We start from the raw sequence: 16808 nt of genomic DNA, 5'->3' as shown, positions 1-16808 counted from the left end.
CACTGGGTACCGCACTTGTCGGATGTCGCAACCGGGGCTTCCGCCCCCGATTCAGTGCGCGTAATCCGGCGCGGCAGGAAGGCCGAAGAACTCTTCGAGCGTGTGGAATCCACCCTCGTGATAGGCCGCGGCGAGGTCGACTCCGACGTAGCGGAGATGCCACGGCTCCGGCGCATACCCCGTCACGGGGGTGCCGACCTGCTCGTAACGCACGATGAAGCCGTACTCCCAGGCATGAGCGGCGACCCAGTCGCTCTGCGCGGTCGCTCCGAAGCCGTCGAGGCCCCCGCACCCCGTGCCGCAGGCGACCACGTCGAGTGCGAGACCCGTCTGGTGCTCGCTGTGGCCGGGGCGCGCCGAGCCCGCATCCGCCTCGGCCTGTCCCTGTGATCGCACGTGGGATCCGTACGTCGTCACCTGCAGTCCGTAGGAACGGTAGCCGTTGTTCGCGCCGATGCGTCCCACGCCCGCGGCTGCGGCGGCATCCGCCATCCGACCGACCGCCGCGGCCACGTCGGAGCGCACGCGCCCCGAGGGTGTCGTCATCTGCAGCGGCACGGAGTCGAGATTCGCCGGCTCGTACTCGGGCGGGTTCAGCGGCAGCGACTTGTTCACCACGACCCAGAGGCGCGCAGGATCGATGAGCGAGACGCACGGAGCGTTCCCCGCGACGACCGCCTCGCGGAAGGCAGCACCGCCGCCGAAGCCCGCGATCGCCGCCGCATCGTCGCCGCTCGCGATCGCCTGCTGCACCGAAGGCTCGGCACAGGGGTCGGCCGCGGTCGTCGCGGCCACCCTGACCGGCGGAACCTGCATGACCGCGACCGGCACCGGCATCGGGTCGGCACCCGAGGGCGACACCGGTCCGGAACCGATCGAGAGCAGGATGCCGATGGCAGTGAGGGCGACGCCGATCGGCAATGCGGGCCCGCGGATCGGGGACCGCGGAGCCGCATGCTGAGCGTGCGGCAGGAAGGGCATTGATCCATCTTCTCATTCGAAGATATGTAGCAGACTGTCTTGCGATATCTTCGTCTTTCTGTTCGAATGGTCGAATGAGGTGGCAGGGACAGAAGCTCGGAGAGACGGACGCGGCGGCGCTGCCCGGCCTCGAAGACCGCTCGAGTGTGCTGCGCTCGGTGACCACCCCCGAGTTCGCCGGCATGACGTTCCACGAGGTGCTGTCGAAGTCCGCTCTCAACCACGTCCCCGGCGCCTCGCGCATGCCGTTCGCGTGGACGATCAACCCCTACCGCGGATGCTCGCATGCCTGCGTCTACTGCTTCGCCCGCGGCACGCACGAGTACCTCGACCTCGACGGCGGGTCCGACTTCGACTCGCAGATCGTGGTGAAGGTGAACATCGTCGAGGTGCTCGCACGAGAGCTGCGCAAAGGCAGCTGGGAGCATGAGACCGTGGCCCTGGGCACGAACACCGATCCGTATCAGCGCGCCGAGGGGCGATACAAGCTCATGCCCGGCATCATCGAGACGCTCGCGGCATCCGGCACCCCGATATCGATCCTGACCAAGGGCACGCTGATCCGCCGTGACATCCCCCTGCTCGCGAAAGCCGCCGAGCGCGTGCCGATCGACGTGCAGATGTCGATCGCGATGTACGACGACGACCTGCAGAAGGCGATCGAGCCCGGAGCCCCGACCACGCAGGCCCGGCTCGACACCGTGCGGGCTCTGGCCGACGCCGGGTTCCCCGTGACCGTGTTCCTCATGCCGATCATGCCGCACATGACCGATTCGCTCGCCGCGATCGACAGTGCCCTCGTGCGCATCAAGGAGGCGGGGGCGCGCAGCGTCATCTACGGCGCCCTGCATCTGCGACCGGGCGTCAAGCCGTGGTTCTTCCAATGGCTCGACACTCATCGTCCCGACCTCGTCTCGTCGTACCGGGGGCTGTATCCCGGGGCTTCCGCCGAGGCGCCCAAGGGATACCGGCAGTGGCTCGCCAAGCGCACCCGTCCGCTCATCCGCATGCACGGACTGGACGGCCGCCACGAAGACGACTACCCCCGGCGCGGGCTCCGACCGGGGCAGGGCCATGTGCAGACGAGTGCTGCCGCCGCGACCGCGGTGCGGTTCACCCCCAGCGCCCGAGCCGAGGCAGCGCCCGCGCAGCCGATGCTCTTCTGACCCCGCGGTCGGGCGCGCATCCCGCAGCCGCGTAGGCTCGAGGATCATGGCGATCGGTTCGACAGTCCACACATTCGAGGTGCAGCTCGCTGACACCGATCGCGGAGTCTACGAGGACTACTCGTTGCGCGTGGCCCGGCATCCGTCCGAGACCGATGCGTACATGCTCACACGCGTGCTGGCCTACGGGCTCGAGTTCGCCGAAGGCATCGCATTCGGCGGCAGCATCTCCTCGACGGAAGAGCCCGCAGTGCTCGTGCGCGACCTCACCGGCCTCGTCACCGTCTGGGTCGAGATCGGGGCGCCCGACGCCGAGCGGCTGCACTACGGCAGCAGGCTCGCCGAGCGCACCGTGGTGTACACCCACCGCGACCCCGCCAAGGTGATGGCGCCGTGGACCGACAAGCGCATCCACCGCCGCGAGGACATCCGCCTCCACAGCTTCGACCCCGGATTCATCGAGACCGCGTCAGCCCTGATCGAGCGCCGCAACACCATGACCCTCACCGTGACCGAGAACGTGATCTATCTCGACCTCAACGGCACGAACCTGACCTCCGCCGTGCACGTGCACGAGCTGTCCTGACCGACGTTCCCGCCCCGCCCCCGCCCTGCGACGGTGCCGAGCGCACGGGTTGATGCCGAACGCACGGCTTCCACGCGCACGCATCCCGTGCACTCGGCGAGATCCCGTGCACTCGGCGAGATCCTGTGCACTTGGCGAGATCCGACGCGAAAGGCCCCACCCGCAGAAGCGGACGGGGCCTTCGTCACGAGAGTGGTCAGGAGGTGAGGTCTGCCGCGGTCGGAACGCGACCGGCGATCTCCTCGATCACGTCGTCGTCGAGACGGGCGTTCTCGAACGGCGCATCGATCTCGGCGCGCTCGAGCAGCTCACTCATGCGGCGCTGACGCTGACGCGTGATCAGCGTGACGACTCGACCTGCGCGGCCGGCACGACCCGTACGGCCCGAGCGGTGCAGGTACGTCTTGTACTCGTCGGGCGCATCGGCCTGGACGACCAGATCGATATCGTCGACATGGATGCCGCGGGCGGCGACATCCGTGGCGACGAGCACGCTCACGCGCCCCGACGTCAGACGCTCGAGGTTGCGCGTGCGCTTGGCCTGGTTCAGGTCACCGTGCAGTGAGACGGCCGGGATGCCGGCGTCGTCGAACTGCTCCGCGAGCATGTCGGCGTAGGCGCGGGTACGGGCGAACACCAACGTCTTGCCATCGCGGTCGACGAGCGACGTGAGGATGTCGGCCTTGTCGCGGTGCTCGATCACGAGCACGCGGTGCTCGATCGTGCTGGAGTCCTGGTCTTCACCTGCGACCTCGTACACGGCCGGGTCGACGAGGAACTCGTCGACGAGTGCGGCGACCTCACGGTCGAGCGTGGCCGAGAACAGCAGCTTCTGGCTGCCGTCGGCGGTGTGACGCAGGATGCGCTGCACCGGTTCGACGAAGCCGAGCTCGCACATGTGGTCGGCCTCGTCGAGCACCGCGATGCGGCAGTCCGAGAGGTCGAGCTTGCCCTGGTTGATGAGGTCCTCGACACGACCGGGGGTGCCGATCACGATGTCGACGCCCTTCTTGAGCGCGCCCACCTGACGCCCCTGCGGCACGCCACCGTAGATCTGCGTGGTGAACAGCCCGACGCTGCGGGCGATCGGCTGGATGGTGCGGTCGATCTGGAGCGCGAGCTCACGCGTCGGAGCGAGGATGATCGCGCGCGGCGACCGCCCGAACTCACGGCGCTTGCCGGCCTGCGACTGCAGCACGCGCTCGACGAGCGGCGCGCCGAAGGCGATGGTCTTGCCGGAGCCGGTACGGCCGCGGGCGAGCACGTCGCGCCCGGCGAGGACGGCGGGGATGCTGGCAGCCTGGATCGGGAACGGCGTGGCCGCACCCATACCGACGAGGGTCTCGACGATGTTCGATCCGAGACCGAGGTCGCCGAAGGTCACACCGTCGACCTCGACCGCCGCGACGGACTTCGCCTCGAGGCGCTCGTGCACGACGTCATCGCCCGGCGTGAACTTCGCTCCGGTCGATGCAGGACGGCTGGTGGCGTTCCAGTCGTTGCGGCTCGGTCGCTCGTTGCGGGCCGGGCGCCCACGGGTGTCCGAGGTCAGCGGGCGCGGGCGCTCGGTGCGGTACGCGCCACCGGTCGACGGACGCGAACGCTCGTCGCGGCCGCCCTCGTACGAACGCTGTGTGCGGTCACGGTCGAAAGCGCGACGCGCCCGGTCGGCGTCGTATGAACGCTCGGGGCGCTCGGTGCCGCGATCGTTCGACCGGGTGCGGTCACCGGCGCGGTCATCGCGACGCGGGCGGTCGTCACGGTCGAACCGAGGACGCTCGGTGCCGCGGTCACGGTCGAACCGCGGACGCTCGGCACCACGCCGGTCGTCGCGACCCGGACGCCCGCCATCGCGGTGGTCGTTGTCACGGAAGCCCTGACGCTGGGTGCCGGCGCCGCGGTCATCGCGACGCGCACGGTCGTCGCGGTCGAACCGGGGGCGGTCGCCGCCGCGGTCGTCGCGGTACGTGCCGGGCCCGGTCGGGCGCTGTCCGGTCGGGCGCTGTCCGCCGCGGTCGTCGCGACGCGGACGGTCGTCGAAACGGCTTCCGGTGCTCGGACGGTCGTTGTAGCGCGGGCGCTCGGAGCGCTCGTCGTTGCGGTGGTGCGGGGCCTCGCGACGCCCGGACTCGGCGCGGTTGCGGATCCCGCGCGCCTCGTCGCGGCCGGCGCGCTCCGACGCACCCCAGCGCTGCTTGGGCGCACCCGACTCGGCTTCAGCCGGACGGTAGCCGCGGTGGCCGGCGCTGCGGCTGCCGGGGCGACGGTCGTACCCTCCCGCGGATGCAGCGGTGCGACGGTCGCCGGCATCCGCTCGTCCGCCGCGCTCATCGCGTGCGCCGTCACGGGCGGGGCCGCCGTTGTGACGGTCGTGGAAAGAGGTCTTCTTCGCGCCGTAGCGCGGTTCGAAGTTCGCGGACGGACGTCCGCCGCGGGGCTTCTTGTTCTTCGGCATTGCGGTGTCTTTCTGTGTTCTCGCACGAGAACAGCGCCGCGCGCACGCGCGAGCACCCTGCGCCTGGTCGAACTCGACCAGCGGGGTTCCGGACTGTCAGCGGCCGGGGCCATTCATGTGATGGTTGATTAGCGTCGAGCGACGCTCACCATCGGCCCCTGGACTCACACTTCACACACATAAAACGTCCGCGCCAACGCGCGGGTGTCCGAAGCCGACCGCTCAAGTGTAGCCGACGCTCCTGAGAGACCGCCGACCCGATCGTGGCCGTACGATGACGAGGTGAGTACCGCTTCCCCCACCGGCGCCCAGATCAGCCTTCGACGCGGCGGGGTGACCGCACAGATCGCACAGGTCGGCGCCTCCCTGCGTTCGCTGCGCATCGACGATGTCGACCTCGTACCGCCGTATCCTCTCGAGCTGCCCACGCCGGCCTGTTCCGGCGTGGTCCTCGTCCCCTGGCCGAACCGGGTGCGCGACGGAGAGTGGGACGACGACGGCACCGCACGGAGGCTCGCGATCACCGAGCCGAAGCTGAACAACGCGAGCCACGGCCTGTTGCGCTTCACCGCCTACGAGGTCTCGCACACCGAGGGCGAAGCCGTGCTGCGTGCGACCGTCGTCCCGCAGACGGGATACCCGTACCTGATCGAGACGACAGTGGAGTACGCGCTCACGCCCGACGGCATCGACGTGTCGCACACGCTCACCAACCGGTCGACCACGTCCGCGCCCGTGGCCCTCGGCACCCACCCGTTCGTGACGATCGGCGACGTGGACCCGCATGACCTCGTGCTGCGGATCCCCGCGCAGACGGCGTTCGACACCGACGACAGGATGCTCCCCACCGGCACCCGACCGGCCGATGCCGCTCTGCGCGAGGGCGTCCGACTGGGAGACGTCACCCTCGACACCGGCTTCACGGATCTCGCCCGTGATCCCGACGGACGTGTGCACCATTCGCTCACCGCACCGGACGGTCGCCGCGTGACGCTCTGGCAGGGCGAGGGTTTCGACTACGTGCAGGTGTACACGACACCCGCTTATCCCGGTCAGAGCCTCGCGGTCGCGATCGAGCCGATGACCGCACCGGCCGACGCCCTGAACAGCGGCCTCGGCATCCGCCGGCTCGCCCCCGATGAGACCTGGACCCTGCACTGGGGCATCACGCTGAGCTGACTCGACGCGCCGCGCCGCGAACTCCCCGACGAGAACAGAGAGCGAATGACGCCGCGCCGGCGAGTCGGATGGTGACTCGCCGGCCGCGGCGCACATGATCTCCGTTTCGGCCGGGCGGCGCCGAGAAGGCGCTACTCCCCGCGCTCGCGCAGCTCGCGGCGGGTGAGCTGCGGCGCGTGCGGCAGGCCGGAGGCATCGATCAGCACCGGCTGAGCCGACGCCACGGCGGCACCGGATGCATCCGGGCCCACGGGAGCATCCGGAGCCGAGGTTCCTCCGGCATCCGTTCCTCCCGCCTTGCGCGCTGCGCGTCGCTCCTTGGCCCCCTCGACGAGGTTGTAGAGCGTGGGCAGCACGATCAGCGTCAGCACCGTCGACGAGATCAGACCGCCGATCACGACGATCGCGAGCGGCTGCGAGATGAAGCCGCCGTGACCCGTGATGCCGAGGGCCATCGGAGTGAGGGCGAGGATGGTGGCGAGCGCGGTCATCAGGATCGGTCGCAGACGCTTCTCACCACCGGCCTTCACCGCCTCGATGGTCGACAGACCCTTCTCCCGGTACTGGTTCACGAGGTCGACGAGCACGATCGCATTCGTCACCACGATGCCGATGAGCATCAGCACGCCGATCAACGATGCGACGCCGAGCGGCACACCCGTGATGATCTGCAGCAGGATCGCCCCGGTCGCCGCGAACGGCACCGAGATGAGCAGCAGCAGCGGCTGGCGCAGCGACTTGAAGGTCGCGACCATGACCACGTACACGATCAGGATCGCCGCGAGCATCGCCAGCCCCAGCTGCGAGAACGAGTCGGCCTGCTGCGACGCGACACCGCCCACCTCGGCGGATGCACCGTCGGGCAGGTCGACCGCCGCGAGCGCGGTGTTCACGGACTGCGTGGCTGTGGCGAGGTTGTCGGACGCCGGCGGCACGGTGATCGTCGCGGTACGACGGCCCTGCTCCGTGGTGATCGAGGTGGGTCCGTTCTGCTGCTCGACGGTCGCGATGTCCTGCAGCTGCACGATGCCGGTCGGCGTCGGGATGGTGAGCTGCTTGAGCGCGTCGACCGTGGTCGGCGGGGTCGGGGTCACGATGTAGACCGTCAGCGCGGTGTCGTCGATCTCGACGGATCCCGCCTGCTGCGGGCGCATGGTGCCCGACACGATGGCTCCGACGGCGACCTCGGAGAGTCCACGCTGGGCGGCGGCTTCCCTGTCGACCACGACGGCGATGTACGGCAGCGACGCGGCGAGGTTGTCGCTCACCTGGCCGACGCCGTCCTTCCCGTCGAGTTCCTTGACCAGCGCGGTGGTCGCCGTCTGGAGGTCGTCCGAGCTCGAGGCGCTGACCGTGATCTCGATGTCGCTCGATCCGAAGCCGGCCGAGGCCGAGACCGCGACATCCCCGACATCGTCACCGAGGCCGTCGATCGCATCCTGCACATCCGCGCGGAGCTTCTCCTGATCGGCGTTCGAGTCGGTGAGCACCGAGTACGTGACGCCCGCACCGCCCGAGAAGGCGTCGCTGAGCGCCGAACCACTGGTGCCGATCGAGGCCTGTACGTGCTCGATGCCGTCGATGTCGAGCAGGGCGTCTTCGACCGCCACCGCCGCATCCGACTTGGCCTCGAGGCTCGCCGTCGGGCCGAGGTCCTGCGTGACCGTCATGGTGTTCTGGCCGGAGTCGCCGAGGAAGTTGACCTTCATCAGCGGCGCTGCGGCGAGCGTAGCGCCGAGCACGACGACCGCGAGGATCACCGTGACACCGGAGTGCTTGAGCGTCCAGCCCAGGATCGGCCGGTACTGGCGCTGCAGCCACGTCGGCGGCGCGTCCGGGTGCTCGGGGTCGATCGCATCGCCGTGCTCGTCGAGCAACGGCTTGCCCGGCTTGAGGAACCAGTAGGCGAGCACCGGCACGATCGTCAGGGCGACCAGGAGCGAGGCGACCATCGCGATCGTCACCGTCATCGCGAACGGCCGGAACAGCTCGCCGACCATGTCGCCGACGAAGACGATCGGCAGGAAGACCGCCACTGTCGTGATGGTGGACGCCGTGATCGCCATCGCGACCTCGCGCACCGCGAGGCGGATCGCATCGCCCTTGTCGGCATCGCCCACGTAGTGACGTTTGATGTTCTCGATCACGACGATGGAGTCGTCGACCACGCGACCGATCGCGATAGTGAGCGCACCGAGGGTGAGCACGTTCAGCGAGTAGCCGAACGCCTGCAGCCCGATGAAGGTGATGAGCACGCTGGTGGGGATCGAGATCGCGGTGACGAGGGTGGAGCGCACCGACATCAGGAAGACGAGGATCACGAGCACCGCGAACACCAGGCCGAGCATTCCCTCGGTGGCGAGCGTCTCGATCGACTGCACGATGAACGGCGCCTGGTCGAAGATCACGGTGAAGGTCGCGTCCGGGAAGGCGTCGCCGATCGTGTCGAGCGCGGCGATCACGCCGTTGGACACCTCCACGGTGTTCGCCGCGGGGAGCTTGGTGATGGAGATCGACAGCGCATCCTTGCCGTCGACACGGGAGATGGAGGTGACGGGGTCGGACTCCTGCACGACCGTCGCGACATCGCCGATCGTGACGTCGGTGCCGACCAGCGGAAGGGCGGCGATCTCCTCGACCGAGGTGATCTTCGCGCCCGTCTGCACCGTCAGCGTCTGACCGTTCTCGGTGATGTCGCCACCGGGGAACAGCGTGCCGTTCTGGTCGAGTGCGTCGTTGATCGCCGAGGTGCTCTGGCCGGCAGCGGCGAGCTTCGCGACGTCGGGCGTGATGCTGATGCGCTGCCCGACGCCACCCACGATCTCGGCCGCGTTGACGCCGTCGACGTCTTCGAGTTCGGGGATCGCGACCGATTCGAGCTGGGCCTGGGCGTTGTCGGCATCCTCGAATCCGGTGACGGCGACCTGGATCACCGGGAAGTCGTCGATGGAGACCGACAGCACCTGAGGGGTCACATCCTCCGGCAGCTGCGATGAAATGCGGTTGATCGCCTGCTGGATCTTCTGCTCGGCTGTGGCGAGATTCGTTCCGTAGGCGAACATCGCCTGCACGATCGAGGCGTTCGTGGTGCTGGTCGCGGTGGTCGACTCCAGGCCGGGCACGCCCTGGATCGCCGCTTCGACCGGCGTGGATACGTCGTTCTCGACCACCTCGGGCGAGGCGCCGGGGTAGGTCGTCATGACGACGAGTGCCGGCAGCTCGAGCGAGGGGATGAGTTCCTGCTTGAGATTCGTGAGCGCGAGCCCGCCGAACACCGCCGCGACGATGGTGATGAGGGCGATGAGCGCGCGGTTCTTCAGGCTCAGGATGGCGAGTTTCGACAAGGCGGTTTCCTCGGTGTCAGGGTATGGCTGTCGCTGCGGAAGGGGTGGAGACGTCGTCTCCGAGGATCCGCGCCAGTGCGGACTCGATGAAGGACTGGGCAAGACGGTCGTCGCGGATCTGCATGCTCCACATGACGCCGTCGATGAAGATCATCGCCGCTCTGGCACGGTCTTCGCCATAGGTCGGCGTGAGCAGGTCGACGAGGCGGTCCGACAGATGGCGGGCGAGATCCCGCAGGCGGGGGTCGTGCACGGCGGCGGTGACCACGGCGCGGTCGGCCTTCACGGCATGGTGGTCGTCCATGCTCTCGAATACGAGGGCGGCGATCACGTCGGGGCTGTCACCGCGTTCGGCGAGGGTCTGCCGCACGCCGTCGAGACGTGCGTCGACCTCTTCGGCGAGCGCACGGAAGGCCGCGGCCCTGAGGTCGTCGAGGGTGTCGAAGTACTGCGTCGTCGCCCCGAGAGGCACCCCGGCACGCGCGGCCACCATGCGGTGTGTGACGGCGTCGGCGCCCACCTCGACGATGAGCTCGGCCGTCGCGGTCACGATCTCCCGACGGCGCGCCTCAGGGTCACGTCGCCGACGCTCCCCTTGCCTCATCCCGCCCCCTTGGACATCCGTACATGTACGTTTGTACATTTCAGGATTGTGAAGATGCTGGGAACGGACCTCGCCCTCGCTCCGCACGGAGTCGTGGACCTCCAAGGTGTCGGCGGCGAACGCAGGGCCGGCGGTCAGGATGATGCGGTGCTGCACCAGGGAGGCGGGCACGTATATCCCCAACCCCAGCACCGCGGGGGCCGCGGTGCACTCATACCAGCGCGGCCTCGACCTGCCCGCGCTCGAAGTAGGCGACGAGCTCGGGATCCAGCGGGGGGATCTCGATCGCGGAGCCGTCACCCCGCAGCGACGCGGTGGCGAGGATGCCGGCGGCGACGGCCTCGCGGGCCGCGACGGGCGACGTCTCGGTGAGTCCGCCGTGGCGCACGAAGCGCAGGAACTCCGCGACGAGCAGGGCGTCCGCACCGTCGTGCCCCGCGTCGGGCACCTCCGGGACGATGAAGGTCTCGTCGGCCGCCGCCGCTCCGGCATGACGCCGATTCCACAGCTTGACCTCACTACCGGCGACATCGCCGAAGTTCTCGATGCGACCCTCGGTGCCGATCACGGTGTAGTTGCGCCAGTAGTCGGGCGTGAAGTGGCACTGCTGGTACGACGCGAAGATGCCGCCCTCCAGCTGCATGTTCACCATCGAGATGTCCTCGACGTCCACCACCGGGTGCAGACCGGTCAGCGCCGTCGGCGGCCAGTTGTCCATGCTGAACCAGTCCGGCATCCGCTCCCCCGCCCTGTCACGACGGTCGGTGATGTCGCCGTACACGCTCAGCGCCCCCATCGCGGAGACGCGCTCGCTGTAGGCGCCGGCGAGCCAGTGGATGATGTCGATGTCGTGGGCGCCCTTCTGCAGCAGCAGTCCGGTGGTGCGGCGACGGTCGGCGTGCCAGTCCTTGAAGTAGAAGTCGCCGCCGTGACCGACGAAGTGCCGCACCCAGACGGCCTTGACCTGACCGATGCGTCCGCTCTGGATCAGACCGCGCATCAGCGTGATCACGGGCATGTGCCGCATGTTGTGGCCGATGTAGAGCCCGGTGCCGGTGCGGCGTGCGGTCTCGAGCATCGCGTCGGCGTCGGCGAGGTCGATCGCCAGGGGCTTCTCGCAGAACACCGGCACTCCTGCTTCGAGGGCACGGATGCTGAGGGCTGCGTGCGTGTCGTCGGGGGTGAGCACCATGACGGCGTCGACGCCGGAGGCCAGCAGCTCGTCGAGAGAGTCGGTGACGAGCGCATCCGGCACGAGAGCGCGGGCGTCGTCGCGAGCGCGCGGTGCGAGGTCGCACACGGCGCTGATGCGCGAGCCGTGTCCCGGGCGATGCACCTCTTCCTGGAGGGTCGAGCGCGCGCCGAAGCCGATGATGCCGATCTGGAGATCCACGATGGTCCTTCTGTGTGATGGGTCTGTGCAGGATGCCGAGGTCAACGGGCCCGCGGTGCGGGGGCGTCGAGGTCGGTCGATCCGCCGGGGAAGAGCGTCCATGCGAAGTCGTGCAGGCGCCCGGGTGTGGGGTCGGTCTCGAGGGCGCGGTCGACGATGATGCGCGCCTGCCGCTCGTAGAAGTCAGTGGGACCGACGGTCGTGAGCGTGGGCGCGATCAGGCGGGCGTCCGGGGTGTTGCCGACGCCCACCACCGCGACGTCGTGCGGCACCCGGAGGCCGAGCATGTGCGCGGCGTTGATCGCGGCGATCGCAGCGAAGTCGGTGGTGGCGTACACCGCTCGCGGTCGGTTCTCCCCCGACAGCAGCTCCACCGCGGCGGTGAAGGCGCTCGCCTGGGTGTCGGCATACGTCACCGTCCAGCTCGGGTCCGGTTCGATGCCGGCGGCCGCCATCTTCTCGACGTAGGGCGTGTAGCGCGTGATCTGCGTGCCGGCGAGGCGCACGGCTCCCTCCGCGGCGATGCATCCGATCCTGGTGTGCCGCTCCAGCAGATGGTCCATCGCGATCTCGCAGCCGGGGATCGCATCCGAGCGGATCACATCGAAGCCCTCGGGTTCGAGATGTTCGGAGAACACCACGAGACGCTGACCGCGACGCACGAGGTCGTCGAGGTTCTGCCGCGCCTCGTCGTCGAGGCCCACGCCGTCGAGGTACGCCACGTCGCTCTCGACCCGGTCCAGGGCCGCGTGCCAATCACCGTCGGCGAGGATCAGCGTGGTGAGCCCGTGCTTGTTCGCCTCGGCGTTCACCGCGTCGGCGACCGCCAACGACCACGGGTCGCTCAGCATGTGCAGCGACAGCTGCACCATGCCGCTGCGTCCGGTGCGGATCGCCCGCGCTGCACTGTTCGGGCGGTAGTTCAGCTCATCGGCTGCGGCCAGCACGCGTGCGGCCGTGGCTTCGGCGACGCCGGCACCCGACGCCGCCCCTGCGCGTCCGGAGAACACATACGACACGGTCGCCGTCGACACACCGGCCCGTTCGGCCACCATGCGCAGTGTCGGGCGCCGGGGCGCCTGGTGCTCACTCTTCGCCATGTCTCAGCCCTTCGATCCGCTGAACGCGATGCCCTGGATGAACTGCCGCTGCAGGATCATGAAGGTCACCAGCATCGGCAGCGTCGCCAGCAGCGCGCCGGCCATCAGCACCGGGTAGTCGGTGCCGTGGATGCCGACCAGCTGCGAGAGCCCGACCGACAGCGGCATCTTCGCGGGGTCGGTCGTCACGATCAACGGCCAGAGCAGATCGTTCCAGGACCACAGCACGGTGAACACCACAAGTGCGATGATGCCAGGCTTCGCGAGCGGAACCATGATCCGCCAGAAGGTCTGCCACGGATTCGCGCCGTCGATGCGGGCGGCCTCTTCCAGCTCGGCGGGCATGGACATGAAGAACTGCCGCATCAGGAAGGTGCCGAAGGCGCTGAAGATGCCCGGCACGATGAGCGCCTGCAGCGTGTTGAGCCAGCCCAACGACTGGATGATCTCGTACTGCGGCAGCAGGTACAGCTGCGACGGCACCATGAGCACCGAGAGGAACACGACGAACAGGGCGTTGCGGCCGGGGAACGGGATGCGTGCGAACGCGTAGCCCGCCATGGTGCACAGCACCACCTGGCCGACCGTGCGCCCGACCGTGAGCCACACGGAGTTCAGGAACATCTGTCCGAACGGCATCGAGTCGAACACCTCGGCGAAGTTCGTGAACACCCATTCGCGCGGCAGGAACGACGGCGGCACCTGCACCGAGTCGGACAGCGTCTTGAACGAGGTCAGCAGCTGCCAGACGAACGGGAAGACCATCAGCACCGCGCCGAGGATCAGCACGAGGTGCACGATCCAGAGGCCGCGGTTCCTCGGCTTCCCCGCCCGGGTTCCGGAGCGGCCCACGGGGGCGCCGACCACGGCGCGTGTGTCGAGCGAGACGTCACTCATAGTGCACCCACTTCTTCTGCAGACGGAACTGCACGATCGTGAGGATCAGGATGATCACGAGCAGGAGGAAGGCGATGGCGGCCGCATAGCCGCGGTCGTTGTCGAGGAAGCCCGCCTCATAGAAGAGATAGACGACGGTGCGGGTGTTCGGCATCGCGGGGTTGCTGCGGCCGAGCATCATGTAGATGAGGTCGAACACCTGCAGCGCTCCGATCACGCTGATCACGCTGACGAAGAAGATCGACGGCGACAGCAGCGGGATCGTGATCGAGAAGAACTTGCGCACCGGGCCCGCGCCGTCGAGGTCGGCCGCCTCCATGATCGTGTCGGGGATGCCCTGGAGTCCGGCGAGGAAGATGACGATGTTGGTGCCGAGTCCCGCCCAGATGCCGACGACGGCGATCGCGATCAGGGCCGTGTTCGGATCGGTGAGCCAGCTGCGGCTCTCGATGCCGACCGCGCCGAGCGCGGCGTTCAGCACGCCGTAGTCGCCGTTGTAGATCATTCGCCAGACCAGCGCGATCGCCGCGGGCATGGTCACGACGGGGATGAAGTACAGCGTGCGGTAGGCGCTGCGCCCCTTGAGGCCGGCGGTGTTCAGCAGCGCGGCGATGCCGACCGCGAGGGGAATGCCGATGAGGGCGATGATCGTGTAGATCGCGGTGTTGCGGAGGGCTCCGATCAGCTCGGGGTCCTGGAACAGGCGCGTGTAGTTCTCGATTCCCACCCACTCGGCCCCGCCGAACGGGCCTGACTTGGTGAACGAGATGATGAGGGTGCGGACGGTCGGCCAGAGATAGAACGCGGCGATCCCGAGGGCGGTCGGGCCGAGGAAGACCAGCGCCCACCAGGGGGACGCTCCCGGACTCCGTCGGCGGCGGCGGGTGCCGGGGCTCTGCGGCTCCGGCACCCGCTCCGCCGTCTCGACCGCGCGCGGCGCGATGACGGTCATGCGGTCACTCCTGCTCGGCGTCCAGTGCCGCCTGCATCTGGTCGGCGAGATCCTGGAGGCCGTCCTTCGGGGACACCGCGCCCGACCACACCTGCGAGAGCACCTCGCTCTCGATGCTCGTCCAGGCGGAGGTGTTCTTCGAGGCCGGGTACGGCACGGCGTTCTCGAGCGCGTCGATGTAGACCTGAAGGTCGTACTGGGGCAGAGCGTCGACCCACGCCTGCTGCGTGCCCTCGAACGCGGGGATCACGGTGCCGGTCTCGGCCTGGATCTTCGCCGCCTGCTCTCCGGAGGCGAACTCGGCGAACGCCTTGGCCTCGGCGAGGTGTGCGCTCTTCGCGTTGGCGACGTTGCCGACACCGTGGATCACGCTCTGGTTGCCCTCTGCTCCGGCGGGGAGCGGGGCCACATCGACGCTGCCGCCGATGTCGGCGTTGTCCGCGTAAGCGATGGCCGCCCAGGATCCGTTCTGGAACATGGCGACCTTGCCGGAGAGGAAGAAGTCCTCGGGGTTGGTGTCGGTCATCTGCTGCGCCGTGGGCGAGGAGCCCGCCGCGATCAGGTCGGTCCACAGCTCGATGCCGGCGAGCGCTTCGGGCGAGCCGTATCCGCTCTTCGTCCCGTCGGCGGAGATCACCTCGCCACCGGCCTGGGCGATCGAGTTGTAGAAGTTCTCCTGGCCGTACTGGCTGGCGGCGACCCCGAACTGGCCCTTCGCGGGATCGGTGAGCTTCGCGGCGGCCGCGGTGAAGTCGTCCCAGGTCCAGTCCGCAGAGGGGTACTCCACACCCGCCGCGTCGAAGAGCGCCTTGTTGTACCAGAGGGCGACGGTGTCGAAGTCCTTCGGGGCGCCGTAGAGCTTGCCGTCGTAGGTGTAGAGGTCGATGAGGCCCTGCGGATAGTCCGCGGCGTCGATGCCACCGTCATCGAGAGGAGCGAGCTGCCCGTTCGACGCGTAGAGCTGGAAGTTCGGGCCGTTCATCCAGAAGACGTCGGCCGCCGAACCGCCGGATGCCGCCGTCTGCAGCTTCGTGAAGTACTCCTTGTACGGCGTGACCTGGATGTCGATCGTGACGTTCGGGTTCTCCTTCGTGAAGGCAGCGGCGATGTCTTCCATCGCCGGTTTCTGGTTCTCGTCCCAGATGGCATAGCTGAGGGTGACCTCGCCGTCGGCGCTGCCGCCGCCCGTCGAGGAGGAGGAGCAGGCGCTGAGGGCGAGGACAGCGACCGCTGACGCGGCGAGGGCGCCGAGAGCGCGGCGGGTCGTACGGGGCATCGGTGTCTCCTTCGACAGGTGCACGAGTGCAGAAACGGATGTTAATCGTTTAGCGTTAATCGATTAGCAAGGAGAGTAGCCCGAGGGGGCCGCACCCCGCAACCCTCGATTACAGGGCTGAACCGAGGGCGAGACCGAGGCCCGCGGCGAGCAGACCGAGCAGCAGCATCCCGATCGCATTGAACGTCGACGCGGGGCGCTCGCCGTCGCGCCACAGGGCCACCGTGTCGAGCATCGCCGTGCTGAAGGTCGTGTAGCCGCCCAACAGCCCGGCGCCGAGAAGGAAGGCGGCATCCGGCAGGGCGGTGGTGACCAGTCCGAGCGCGAACGAGCCCGTGAGGTTCACCAGCAGGATGCCCCAGGGGAACCGACGACCCGCGAGACGGGCGACGCCGAGATCGGCGAGGTAGCGCAGCACCGCGCCGACCCCTCCGGCGAGCGCGGCACCGAGGAACAGCAGCGGGCTCATGATGCCCGTCCCGCCCGGGGCCGGCCGAGACGCAGCCCGAGAGCTGCCGCACCGAGCCCGAGAACGAGGCTGCCCACCGCGTAGACGGCGGCGAGAGCAGGCACGTCAGCCCACAGGGCGACGGTGCCGGTCATGAACGCGCTGTAGGTCGTGAATCCGCCGAGCACTCCGGTGCCGAGCATCAGCCGCAGGTCGGCCGATGCGGGCAGGCGGGCCGCCAGCACGCCGATCAGCAGGGCCCCGACGACGTTGGCGATGAGCACCGCGACGGGGATTCCGCCCCCATCCGGGAGCGCGAGGCCGAGGCCGAGCCGCGCGGCCGTACCCACCGTGCCGCCGGCGGCGACGAGCAGGATGCGGCGGAGGTTCACCTCCGCCACTGTAGTCGCCGAGCAGCGCGGCGTTC

Annotated in this window: 14 protein-coding genes; 3 read left to right on the top strand and 11 right to left on the bottom strand. The window is 68.8% G+C overall.

Annotated elements, in window-relative coordinates:
- Positions 1-51: 51 nt before the first annotated feature.
- The gene (locus DW307_RS02195; RefSeq protein WP_136023803.1) at positions 52-981 is read right to left on the bottom strand and encodes a M15 family metallopeptidase; all 930 of its coding nucleotides are present in this window, start codon (positions 979-981) and stop codon (positions 52-54) included.
- 74 nt (positions 982-1055) lie between these two features.
- Between DW307_RS02195 and DW307_RS02190 the strand changes: the two genes are divergently transcribed.
- Entirely contained in the window at positions 1056-2147 is a 1092-nt protein-coding gene (locus DW307_RS02190) for an Rv2578c family radical SAM protein (RefSeq protein ID WP_029259836.1), read from the top strand.
- Positions 2148-2193: 46 nt separating this feature from the next.
- Complete coding sequence (locus DW307_RS02185; protein ID WP_029259835.1) at positions 2194-2733, top strand: YaeQ family protein; 540 nt, start codon at positions 2194-2196, stop codon at positions 2731-2733.
- Positions 2734-2929: 196 nt separating this feature from the next.
- Here the strand turns inward: DW307_RS02185 and DW307_RS02180 are convergent, their stop codons facing one another.
- Positions 2930-5188: a DEAD/DEAH box helicase gene (locus tag DW307_RS02180; protein ID WP_136023802.1), complete on the bottom strand. Its 2259-nt coding sequence runs from the start codon at positions 5186-5188 to the stop codon at positions 2930-2932.
- A gap of 282 nt (positions 5189-5470) precedes the next feature.
- Here DW307_RS02180 and DW307_RS02175 point away from each other — a divergent pair, with 282 nt between their 5' ends.
- Positions 5471-6367: an aldose 1-epimerase family protein gene (locus DW307_RS02175; protein ID WP_029258398.1), complete on the top strand. Its 897-nt coding sequence runs from the start codon at positions 5471-5473 to the stop codon at positions 6365-6367.
- A gap of 131 nt (positions 6368-6498) precedes the next feature.
- On the opposite strand, the gene DW307_RS02170 is transcribed toward DW307_RS02175, so the two are convergent.
- The 9 genes from DW307_RS02170 to DW307_RS02130 all read right to left on the bottom strand — a co-directional run bounded on the left by DW307_RS02170 (position 6499) and on the right by DW307_RS02130 (position 16773).
- Complete coding sequence (locus DW307_RS02170) at positions 6499-9711, bottom strand: efflux RND transporter permease subunit (RefSeq protein WP_136023801.1); 3213 nt, start codon at positions 9709-9711, stop codon at positions 6499-6501.
- Between the two features lie 16 nt (positions 9712-9727).
- The gene (locus tag DW307_RS02165) at positions 9728-10315 is read right to left on the bottom strand and encodes a TetR/AcrR family transcriptional regulator (protein ID WP_136023800.1); all 588 of its coding nucleotides are present in this window, start codon (positions 10313-10315) and stop codon (positions 9728-9730) included.
- 211 nt (positions 10316-10526) lie between these two features.
- Positions 10527-11708 carry a Gfo/Idh/MocA family protein gene (locus DW307_RS02160; RefSeq protein WP_205810313.1) on the bottom strand — a complete coding sequence of 394 codons (1182 nt, stop codon included), beginning with the start codon at positions 11706-11708 and terminating at the stop codon, positions 10527-10529.
- A gap of 41 nt (positions 11709-11749) precedes the next feature.
- Positions 11750-12808, bottom strand: a complete 1059-nt coding sequence (locus tag DW307_RS02155; protein WP_136023799.1) for a LacI family DNA-binding transcriptional regulator — start codon at positions 12806-12808, stop codon at positions 11750-11752.
- 3 nt (positions 12809-12811) lie between these two features.
- The gene (locus DW307_RS02150) at positions 12812-13705 is read right to left on the bottom strand and encodes a carbohydrate ABC transporter permease (protein ID WP_029265275.1); all 894 of its coding nucleotides are present in this window, start codon (positions 13703-13705) and stop codon (positions 12812-12814) included.
- Positions 13698-14657: a carbohydrate ABC transporter permease gene (locus DW307_RS02145; RefSeq protein WP_136023798.1), complete on the bottom strand. Its 960-nt coding sequence runs from the start codon at positions 14655-14657 to the stop codon at positions 13698-13700. Before DW307_RS02145 ends, DW307_RS02150 begins: the two co-directional genes overlap by 8 nt.
- 4 nt (positions 14658-14661) lie before the next feature.
- Positions 14662-15933, bottom strand: coding sequence for an ABC transporter substrate-binding protein (locus tag DW307_RS02140; RefSeq protein WP_136023797.1), 1272 nt, complete (start codon positions 15931-15933; stop codon positions 14662-14664).
- A gap of 109 nt (positions 15934-16042) precedes the next feature.
- The gene (locus DW307_RS02135; protein WP_029258389.1) at positions 16043-16402 is read right to left on the bottom strand and encodes a fluoride efflux transporter FluC; all 360 of its coding nucleotides are present in this window, start codon (positions 16400-16402) and stop codon (positions 16043-16045) included.
- Positions 16399-16773: a fluoride efflux transporter FluC gene (locus tag DW307_RS02130; RefSeq protein ID WP_240750452.1), complete on the bottom strand. Its 375-nt coding sequence runs from the start codon at positions 16771-16773 to the stop codon at positions 16399-16401. The genes DW307_RS02135 and DW307_RS02130 overlap by 4 nt, the downstream gene beginning before the upstream one ends.
- Between the last annotated feature and the right edge of the window lie 35 nt (positions 16774-16808).

The organism is Microbacterium sp. K27 (genome assembly GCF_004794435.1).
GTDB lineage: Bacteria > Actinomycetota > Actinomycetes > Actinomycetales > Microbacteriaceae > Microbacterium > Microbacterium maritypicum_A.
The sequence above is the reverse complement of the archived record's forward strand: the minus strand, read 5'-3'. Positions and strand labels throughout refer to the sequence as shown.